This is a genomic window from Vibrio gelatinilyticus, assembly GCF_022836845.1.
GTDB lineage: Bacteria > Pseudomonadota > Gammaproteobacteria > Enterobacterales > Vibrionaceae > Vibrio > Vibrio gelatinilyticus.
Genome location: NZ_JAJNNZ010000032.1, coordinates 1 through 8,448, shown reverse-complemented (window position 1 = coordinate 8,448; position 8,448 = coordinate 1). Strand labels below are relative to the sequence as shown.

The following is an 8,448-nucleotide window of genomic DNA, read 5'->3' as shown; positions in this document are numbered from 1 at the left end:
CTCTCTAAGGGGATTTTTTATGCCTGTATGCCATCCATTAAACCATGTAATTCTCTGGCAAATCGATTCGAGCAACACCAGAATCAACCGCCGCTTGTGCAACGGCTTTAGCCACTCGTGGCAATAAGCGCGGATCCATCGGTTTTGGAATAATGTAATCTTTACCGAAGGTCAACGACTCTACGCCTGCAGCTGTGATGACATCGGCAGGCACTTCTTCTTTCGCCAACTGGCGGATCGCGTCAACGGCGGCCAGTTTCATCTCATCATTAATTTCACTGGCACGTACGTCTAAAGCACCACGGAAAATAAACGGGAAACACAGAACATTGTTCACTTGGTTCGGGTAATCTGAGCGACCTGTACCCATGATCAAGTCACTGCGCACTGCGTGAGCAAGTTCAGGTTTAATCTCCGGATCTGGGTTTGAGCAAGCAAACACAATCGGGTTGTCTGCCATCAGCTTGAGCGACTCAGGCTCAAGCAAGTTAGGCCCTGAAACACCTAGGAATAAATCGGCACCTTCAATCACATCTTCAAGAGTTCGCATGTCGGTATTGTTAGCAAACAGCTCTTTGTACTCGTTTAAATCATCACGACGAGTATGAATCACACCCTTGCGATCCAGCATATAGATCTTTTCACGCATGGCACCACACTTAATCAACAGTTCCATGCACGCGATAGCCGCAGCGCCAGCGCCTAAACACACAATTCGAGCGTCTTTAAGCTCTTTTCCTTGCAGCTCGATGGCATTGAGCATACCCGCTGCCGTCACGATAGCGGTGCCGTGTTGGTCATCATGGAAAACCGGTACATCACAGCGTTCGATTAAGCGACGTTCAATCTCAAAACAATCTGGGGCCTTGATATCTTCTAGATTAATACCCCCAAAGGTATCGGAAATATTCGCAACCGTATCAATGAACTCGTCGATGGTGCGATGTTTAACTTCAATATCAATAGAATCTAAACCAGCAAAACGCTTAAACAACAGGGATTTCCCCTCCATCACCGGCTTCGACGCCATAGGGCCAAGATTTCCCAGCCCCAAAATAGCCGTACCGTTTGAGATCACTGCAACCATATTGCCCTTGGAAGTGTACTTATACACATTCTCAACATTTTGAGCGATCTCACGTACAGGTTCGGCAACACCTGGGCTGTATGCGAGCGCCAAGTCTTTTGCCGAATCGGCAGGCTTGGTCAATGCGATCTCAATTTTTCCTGGGGTAGGCAGGGCGTGGTAATCCAGAGCTTGTTGGCGAAAGTCGTTTCGAGGGTCTTCTGACATGATTGCTTTCCTAGGCATATTGTTTTTATATAAAGGCTGACAGTATACCTCTATATTCAGACGTTTTGCTCTTACCTAAAGGGGTACACTGATTACATCTTACTCTACTCAGGCCATTATTTGTATCAAGTTGTATACAATTTTGTTTTTGAGGAAAGAGAACCGCAAATAGAAAAACATCAGGCACAAAAAAAGGACGCCTGAGCGTCCTTTTTTGTAGCGAGAAAAGTAAAATTACTTCTTGCTAGATAGAGCACCGAAACGCTTGTTAAAGCGATCAACACGGCCGCCAGTATCAACGATACGTTGCTTACCAGTGTAGAATGGGTGGCACTTGTCACATACGTCTAGGTGGATAGAATCTTTACCTAGAGTAGAGTTGAATTGGAATTCGTTGCCGCAAGAGCAAGTTGCTGTTACTGCTTTGTATTCTGGGTGGATACCAGTTTTCATGGGAAACCTCAAAGATTTAGGCCGTGTCGCTATCCGATTCTATGCCGGACACCACACGTAGTTAATAAAAATATCGTAATACCGCTATAAAGCCATATCACTAAGGCGCAGTATAGTAATGAATCCCGCTGCTAGGATCAACTGATTCTGCCACTTTTTTCACCAATTACTGTGATTGCGCTGATATTCCTCTGCGGAATCACTTTGGGCTTCAAGGATATTAACGTTACACTAGCCGTCATTATCTCCTATTACTTTCAATTCAGGATCGGCACTGAGCTTATGCGTCCATCAATTGCTCGAGTTGCACTACCCGTGCCTCTAGACAAACAGTTTGACTATCTGATCCCGTCACACCTGTTTCCTATCATTGGTGGCCGAGTGTCGGTGCCCTTTGGACGTCAGACCCTGACCGGAGTGGTCACCGAGCTTACACAGCATTCCGAATTCCCTCTCGCGCAATTAAAAGCGATTAAAGCGGTGATGGACAACCAACCCGTATGGCCAACACCGTTGTACGAGTTAATTCGTTGGTGCAGTCAATACTACCAACATCCTCTGGGTGACACCTTGCACAATGCAATGCCGTCAGCGCTTCGCAAAGGCAAAGTCGCCGACTTTGCCACCCAAGTTGAATGGCAATTGACCGAGCAAGGTAAAAACCAGCTAATGCACAACTTTGGACGAGCGGTCAAGCAAGCCAAGGTCATGAAGCGTCTTGAACACGGCCCTTGCCCTCATCAAGAATTTATTGAAGAGGAGATAAGTTCAAGTGTACTCAAGACACTGACCGAGAAAGGCTGGATAGCGTCGACAGAGATCAAGCCCAAGCGTCATGCCTGGCCTAAAGAGCTCTGTAATCAACCTGCCGATCTGCGCATCAATAAAGAACAAGCGGTCGCCATTGCCACCGTCAACAGTAAGTCGGGCTTTCACAGCTATTTACTCGAAGGGGTGACTGGCTCAGGCAAGACCGAAGTCTACCTTAACCTTATCAAACCCAGGCTTGAACAAGGGCAACAGGCATTGGTTTTGGTCCCTGAGATAGGCCTCACACCACAAACCATCAACCGATTTAAAAAACGCTTTAATGTGCCTGTCGAGGTGATTCACTCTGGTCTCAACGAAACCGAGCGACTCAATGCGTGGCTAAGTGCCCGAGACAACATCGCTGGCATCGTTATAGGCACACGCTCAGCCCTGCTGACGCCCTTTGCCAATCTTGGCATCATTATTGTCGATGAAGAACACGACGCCTCATACAAGCAGCAAGATAGCTTGCGCTATCACGCCCGCGATGTTGCGGTTATGCGTGCCAATAAAGAACAAATACCGATTGTATTGGGCTCTGCAACGCCAGCACTTGAAACACTGCACAACGCACTGAGCGGAAAGTACCATCACCTGACCTTAACTTCGCGAGCCGGTCTGGCTGTACCGACCACCAATAAAGTTATCGATGTCAAAGGGCTTTATCTTGAGAGCGGCCTATCTGCGCCTTTGATTGCCGAACTGCGAAAGCACCTTAGCGCGGGCAACCAGGTGATGCTATTTCTCAATCGCCGAGGCTTTAGCCCAGCATTGATGTGTCATGAGTGCGGGTGGATAGCCGAGTGTCATCGATGCGATGCGTACTACACGTTCCACCAGCACAGCAATGAAATTCGCTGCCACCACTGCGGCTCACAGCAACACGTCATTCATCAGTGTCAGGGCTGTGGTTCAACACAGCTCGTGACGGTGGGTGTTGGCACAGAGCAACTGGAAAGCCAGCTAGAGCAATTGTTTCCCGAATACAAAACCATTCGCATAGATCGAGACAGCACTCGCAGAAAAGGCAGCTTAGAAAGCGCCCTTGAATCGATCAAGCGCAATGAGTATCAGATACTCATCGGCACACAGATGTTGGCGAAGGGTCACCACTTCCCTAACGTCACCTTAGTGGCACTGCTCGATGTTGACGGTTCATTATACAGCAGCGATTTTCGCGCGTCAGAGCGCTTAGCGCAGCTGTTTATTCAGGTCGCAGGCCGAGCAGGCCGAGCCAGTAAGCCAGGAGAGGTGCTATTGCAAACACACCATCCTGAACACAGTTTGCTGCAATCGCTACTCAATAAAAACTACCGCCACTTTGCCGACACGGTGCTGCAAGAGCGAAAGCTGGCTCTACTGCCGCCTTTCACCTTTTTAACGCTCTTTCGCGCCGAGGCAAACAACTGTGATGATGTCGAAACCTTTTTAAGGCAGGTTCGTCACACGTTAGAAGCTCACCCGCTATTTGATGATAACTGCATGGTATTAGGGCCGACACCTGCCCCAATGGCAAAAAGAGCAGGAAAATCACGTTGGCAACTTTTGCTGCAAGTGTCGACACGCAGCTTGATGCAAAAGCTATTGATGAGTTCACGTTCCGTGATTTCGCAACTGCCTCATGCCAAGAAGGTGCGCTGGTCAGTGGACATCGAACCACAAGACCTCAGTTAAATTGGATTATTGGTAACACTCACACCCGTTATTTTGTGATGCGCCTCACAAATACATTGCAATTTTTGTTAATCAAGCCGTAACTTTATGTTTAGAAATGAATAAAATGAATCTATCGGTCATCATAGTTGAATACAAAAAACTATTTACCCGAGCTTTAAAACAGCGGCAATACCATTAGGTCATAATAAAAACCAAGCTTGAGCGTCATCAATTAAGTCGCAAAACAGTTCACCTAAAGCGACACCGCACCAAACACTAAGAGGACTCTTTTTTATGGCGACAATGAAGGATGTTGCCCAGCTTGCAGGCGTCTCAACGGCTACAGTTTCTCGAGCATTGATGAACCCTGAAAAAGTATCATCTTCAACCCGAAAACGCGTTGAAGATGCTGTGTTAGAGGCTGGATATTCCCCAAACTCATTAGCGCGCAATTTACGACGCAATGAATCTAAAACCATTGTTACAATTGTTCCTGATATCTGTGATCCTTATTTCTCAGAAATCATTCGAGGAATCGAAGATGCGGCGATGGAGCATGGTTACCTGGTTTTATTAGGTGACAGCGGGCAATCGTCGAAAAGAGAGAACTCGTTTGTAAACTTGGTGTTCACCAAACAAGCCGATGGCATGTTGCTGCTCGGAACCAACCTACCGTTTGATGTCAGCAAACCAGAGCAAAAAAACCTACCACCCATCGTGATGGCATGTGAATTTGCTCCTGAATTAGAATTACCAACGGTACACATCGACAACCTCACCTCAGCTTTTGAGGCAGTGAACTATTTGACCCAACTTGGTCATAAGAAAATCGCCCAAATTTCTGGCCCTGACAGTGCGTTTTTGTGTAAATTCCGCCAGCAAGGTTATCAGCAGGCACTGCGCCGTTCTGGCATCACGATGAACCCGGCGTATACCGTAAAAGGCGACTTCACCTTTGAAGCTGGCGCAAAACTCATTCGCAAGCTTTTGGCACTGCCAGACTCGCCCACCGCCGTTTTTTGTCATAACGACATCATGGCCATTGGCGCGATGCAAGAGGCGAAAAAGCTAGGGCTACGAGTACCACAAGACATCTCTTTTGTCGGTTTTGATGATATTCAATTCGCTCAGTACTGCGATCCTCCGCTCACGACCATCTCTCAGCCACGTTATGACATCGGCCGTCAAGCCATGTACATGATGTTGGAGTTGCTAAAAGGCAATGATGTCAGTGCTGGTTCTCGGTTGTTGGATACACAACTAGTGGTGCGAGACAGTGCGACCCACCCCAGAATGACGTAGCCAATTTGGCTATCGCTTGAAACTTGGCTTCTGGCTAATTACCATGAAGCCCGTTTACTTATTGAATTCAGAAAAAAAGCAGTGGCCAATCGAGATTACGTAAGACGAGGCAAAGGCAGCAAAAAGCCCGCAAGAAAAAAAACATCACGTCGCAAGCCTTGGCGTAGTGGACTACTGGCGATCCTACTCGCAGGTACATTTGGCTATGGCCTCTATACTCTCAATAACGACCCTGAGCCTAAAGCTCCGGCTCCGAAGCCGGTAGTGAAGCCCAAACCCAAACCACAACCGAAACCTTCAGTGAAAAAGGTCATTCCTCCACCACCAGAAGAAAAGTGGGATTACGTAGAGTCGCTGCCAAAACGCGAAGTCGAAGTAAAAGCCAAAGAGCAAGTGGTGTCTGATATCCCATACATTATGCAGTGTGGTGCCTATAAGACTCAGTCTCAAGCCGATACTCGTAAGCTGGATATTGCCTTTCAAGGCATTTCGAGCAAGATCCGTAAAAAAGAAGACAGCAGCTGGTATCGTGTCGTGCTGGGCCCGTACAAATTTAAACGCGACGCTGAACGAGACAAACACAAGCTGCAACTGGCCAAGATTGAGCCGTGCGCCATTTGGAAAGAAAGGCCGTAACACGAACCACAGCAGGGATGACATAAAACGTCATCCCTACTTATTTCCATTACGACTAATTCCTAACACCTCTGCCCACTCTTCGTCATTCCCTGCCTTTCTTCGTCATTCCCGCGAAGGCGGGAATCTAATCACACAACACAGACACCAAGCCAAAAGGATCTTTAACATCTGGCCTCCCTTGAAATCGCCATTCTTCGTCCGCATATCCTTTTCATACCATAAGTGAAACGAATAAAGAGGCAAAACGACGTGACTACTATCGTATCTGTTCGCCGTGACAACAAAGTCGTCATCGCTGGTGATGGACAAGTTTCTCTTGGCAACACCGTCATGAAAGGCAACGCAAAAAAAGTTCGCCGTCTTTACAATAATCAAGTACTGGCTGGTTTCGCTGGCAGTACCGCCGACGCATTTACGCTGTTTGAGCGCTTTGAAAGCAAATTGCAAATGCACCAGGGTCACCTCACCAAAGCCGCGGTTGAACTGGCAAAAGACTGGCGTAGCGATCGCGCACTGCGCAAGCTAGAAGCTTTGCTTGCCGTAGCCGACGAAACCGCTTCACTGATCATCACAGGTAATGGTGATGTGGTTCAGCCTGAAAACGACCTCATCGCGATTGGCTCAGGTGGTAACTTCGCTCAAGCAGCTGCGACGGCTTTATTGGAAAACACCGAGCTAGACGCGCGTGAAATCGCCGAAAAATCGCTAAAAATTGCGGGTGATATCTGTGTATTCACAAACCACCATCACACTATTGAAGAACTAGAAACTAACTAATATTGGTCGATGACCACCAAGTAGTGTTCGCTCTAGATTGCTAAAGGAATTTATCATGTCTGAAATGACGCCACGTGAAATTGTTCACGAACTTAATCGCCATATTATTGGCCAAGACAACGCAAAACGCTCGGTTGCTATCGCTCTTCGTAACCGCTGGCGTCGCATGCAGCTTGAAGAAAGCTTGCGCGCAGAAGTGACCCCAAAAAACATCCTGATGATCGGCCCAACGGGTGTGGGTAAAACCGAAATTGCCCGTCGCTTAGCAAAGCTCGCTAATGCCCCTTTCATCAAGGTAGAAGCCACTAAGTTTACCGAAGTGGGCTATGTGGGTAAGGAAGTAGAAACCATCATTCGTGATCTGACCGATGTGTCTATCAAAATGACTCACCAGCAAGCGATGGAAAAAGTAAAATTCCGCGCCGAAGAGCAAGCCGAAGAACGCATTCTTGATGCATTACTACCGCCTGCTCGTGACGCTTGGGGCCAGAACGAGCAAAGCGAAGAATCGTCGGGAACTCGTCAAGCGTTCCGTAAAAAATTGCGTGAAGGTAAACTAGACGACAAAGAGATCGAAATCGAAGTAGCCGCACCGCAAATGGGTGTAGAGATCATGGCGCCTCCTGGTATGGAAGAAATGACCAACCAGCTACAAGGCATGTTCCAGAATCTGGCGGGTGACACCAAGAAAAAGCGCAAGATCAAAATCAAAGATGCCTTTAAAGCTCTAACCGAAGAAGAAGCAGCAAAGCTGGTGAATCAAGAAGAGCTCAAAGAGCAAGCCATCTACAACGCAGAAAACAACGGCATCGTGTTTATCGATGAGATTGATAAGATCTGTAAACGTGGCGACACCTCAGGCCCAGACGTGTCTCGTGAAGGTGTACAGCGTGATCTACTGCCACTTATCGAAGGCAGCACCGTATCCACTAAGCACGGCATGGTAAAAACGGACCACATCCTATTTGTAACGTCAGGTGCATTCCAGGTAGCGAAACCATCGGATCTCATTCCTGAGCTGCAAGGTCGCCTGCCTATTCGTGTCGAACTCGAAGCTCTGAGCAGCGACGACTTCAAGCGCATTTTGACTGAACCAAAAGCATCACTGACCGAGCAATACATCGCACTGATGAAGACCGAAGAGGTCGACATTGAATTCACCGAAGACGGTATTTCACAAATCGCAGATGCCGCATGGCAGGTAAACGAAACTACCGAAAACATCGGTGCTCGCCGTCTACACACCGTGATGGAACGCCTAATGGACGAGATTTCGTTTGACGCCACAGACAAAGCTGGTAGCAAGCTCACCATTGACGCTGCTTACGTGAATACTAAACTTGGTGAATTCGTTGCTGACGAAGATCTAAGCCGCTTTATTCTGTAATCAACCACAGCAGATACCATAAGGGCAAAGGCATCACGTCTTTGCCCTTTTTTTGTGCCAACTCGTCATGCCTAATTACCTCGTCATTCCTAATTACCCCGTCATTCCTGCGAAGGCAGGAATCCACCCA

At 47.7% G+C, this 8,448-nt stretch carries 7 protein-coding genes; 5 read left to right on the top strand and 2 right to left on the bottom strand.

Annotated elements, in window-relative coordinates; all coding sequences use genetic code 11:
- Positions 1-37: 37 nt before the first annotated feature.
- On the bottom strand, positions 38-1,294 hold the full coding sequence (locus LNL84_RS19440) for a malic enzyme-like NAD(P)-binding protein (RefSeq protein WP_244359504.1): 1,257 nt from the start codon (positions 1,292-1,294) through the stop codon (positions 38-40).
- Between the two features lie 234 nt (positions 1,295-1,528).
- Positions 1,529-1,747 carry a 50S ribosomal protein L31 gene (rpmE, locus tag LNL84_RS19435; protein WP_244359501.1) on the bottom strand — a complete coding sequence of 73 codons (219 nt, stop codon included), beginning with the start codon at positions 1,745-1,747 and terminating at the stop codon, positions 1,529-1,531.
- A gap of 282 nt (positions 1,748-2,029) precedes the next feature.
- On the opposite strand from rpmE, the gene priA reads away from it, so the two are divergent.
- The 5 genes from priA (at position 2,030) to hslU (ending at position 8,318) form a co-directional block, all read left to right on the top strand.
- Positions 2,030-4,231 carry a primosomal protein N' gene (gene priA, locus LNL84_RS19430; RefSeq protein WP_244359506.1) on the top strand — a complete coding sequence of 734 codons (2,202 nt, stop codon included), beginning with the start codon at positions 2,030-2,032 and terminating at the stop codon, positions 4,229-4,231.
- Between the two features lie 276 nt (positions 4,232-4,507).
- Positions 4,508-5,515 carry a DNA-binding transcriptional regulator CytR gene (cytR, locus tag LNL84_RS19425; protein WP_244359499.1) on the top strand — a complete coding sequence of 336 codons (1,008 nt, stop codon included), beginning with the start codon at positions 4,508-4,510 and terminating at the stop codon, positions 5,513-5,515.
- Between the two features lie 81 nt (positions 5,516-5,596).
- Entirely contained in the window at positions 5,597-6,151 is a 555-nt protein-coding gene (locus LNL84_RS19420) for an SPOR domain-containing protein (protein ID WP_244359497.1), read from the top strand.
- Between the two features lie 252 nt (positions 6,152-6,403).
- Positions 6,404-6,931: an ATP-dependent protease subunit HslV gene (gene hslV / locus LNL84_RS19415; protein ID WP_244359490.1), complete on the top strand. Its 528-nt coding sequence runs from the start codon at positions 6,404-6,406 to the stop codon at positions 6,929-6,931.
- A gap of 55 nt (positions 6,932-6,986) precedes the next feature.
- Positions 6,987-8,318 (top strand): HslU--HslV peptidase ATPase subunit, encoded by a 1,332-nt coding sequence (gene hslU / locus LNL84_RS19410; RefSeq protein ID WP_244359486.1) that lies wholly within the window; start codon positions 6,987-6,989, stop codon positions 8,316-8,318.
- The last annotated feature ends 130 nt before the right edge of the window (positions 8,319-8,448 follow it).

Bases quoted from the DNA above. Each gene is read 5' to 3' on its own strand.
- LNL84_RS19440 (WP_244359504.1), bottom strand. From the start codon at position 1,294: ATGTCAGAAGACCCTCGAAACGACTTTCGCCAACAAGCTCTGGATTAC.
- rpmE (WP_244359501.1), bottom strand. From the start codon at position 1,747: ATGAAAACTGGTATCCACCCAGAATACAAAGCAGTAACAGCAACTTGC.
- priA (WP_244359506.1), top strand. From the start codon at position 2,030: ATGCGTCCATCAATTGCTCGAGTTGCACTACCCGTGCCTCTAGACAAA.
- cytR (WP_244359499.1), top strand. From the start codon at position 4,508: ATGGCGACAATGAAGGATGTTGCCCAGCTTGCAGGCGTCTCAACGGCT.
- hslU (WP_244359486.1), top strand. From the start codon at position 6,987: ATGTCTGAAATGACGCCACGTGAAATTGTTCACGAACTTAATCGCCAT.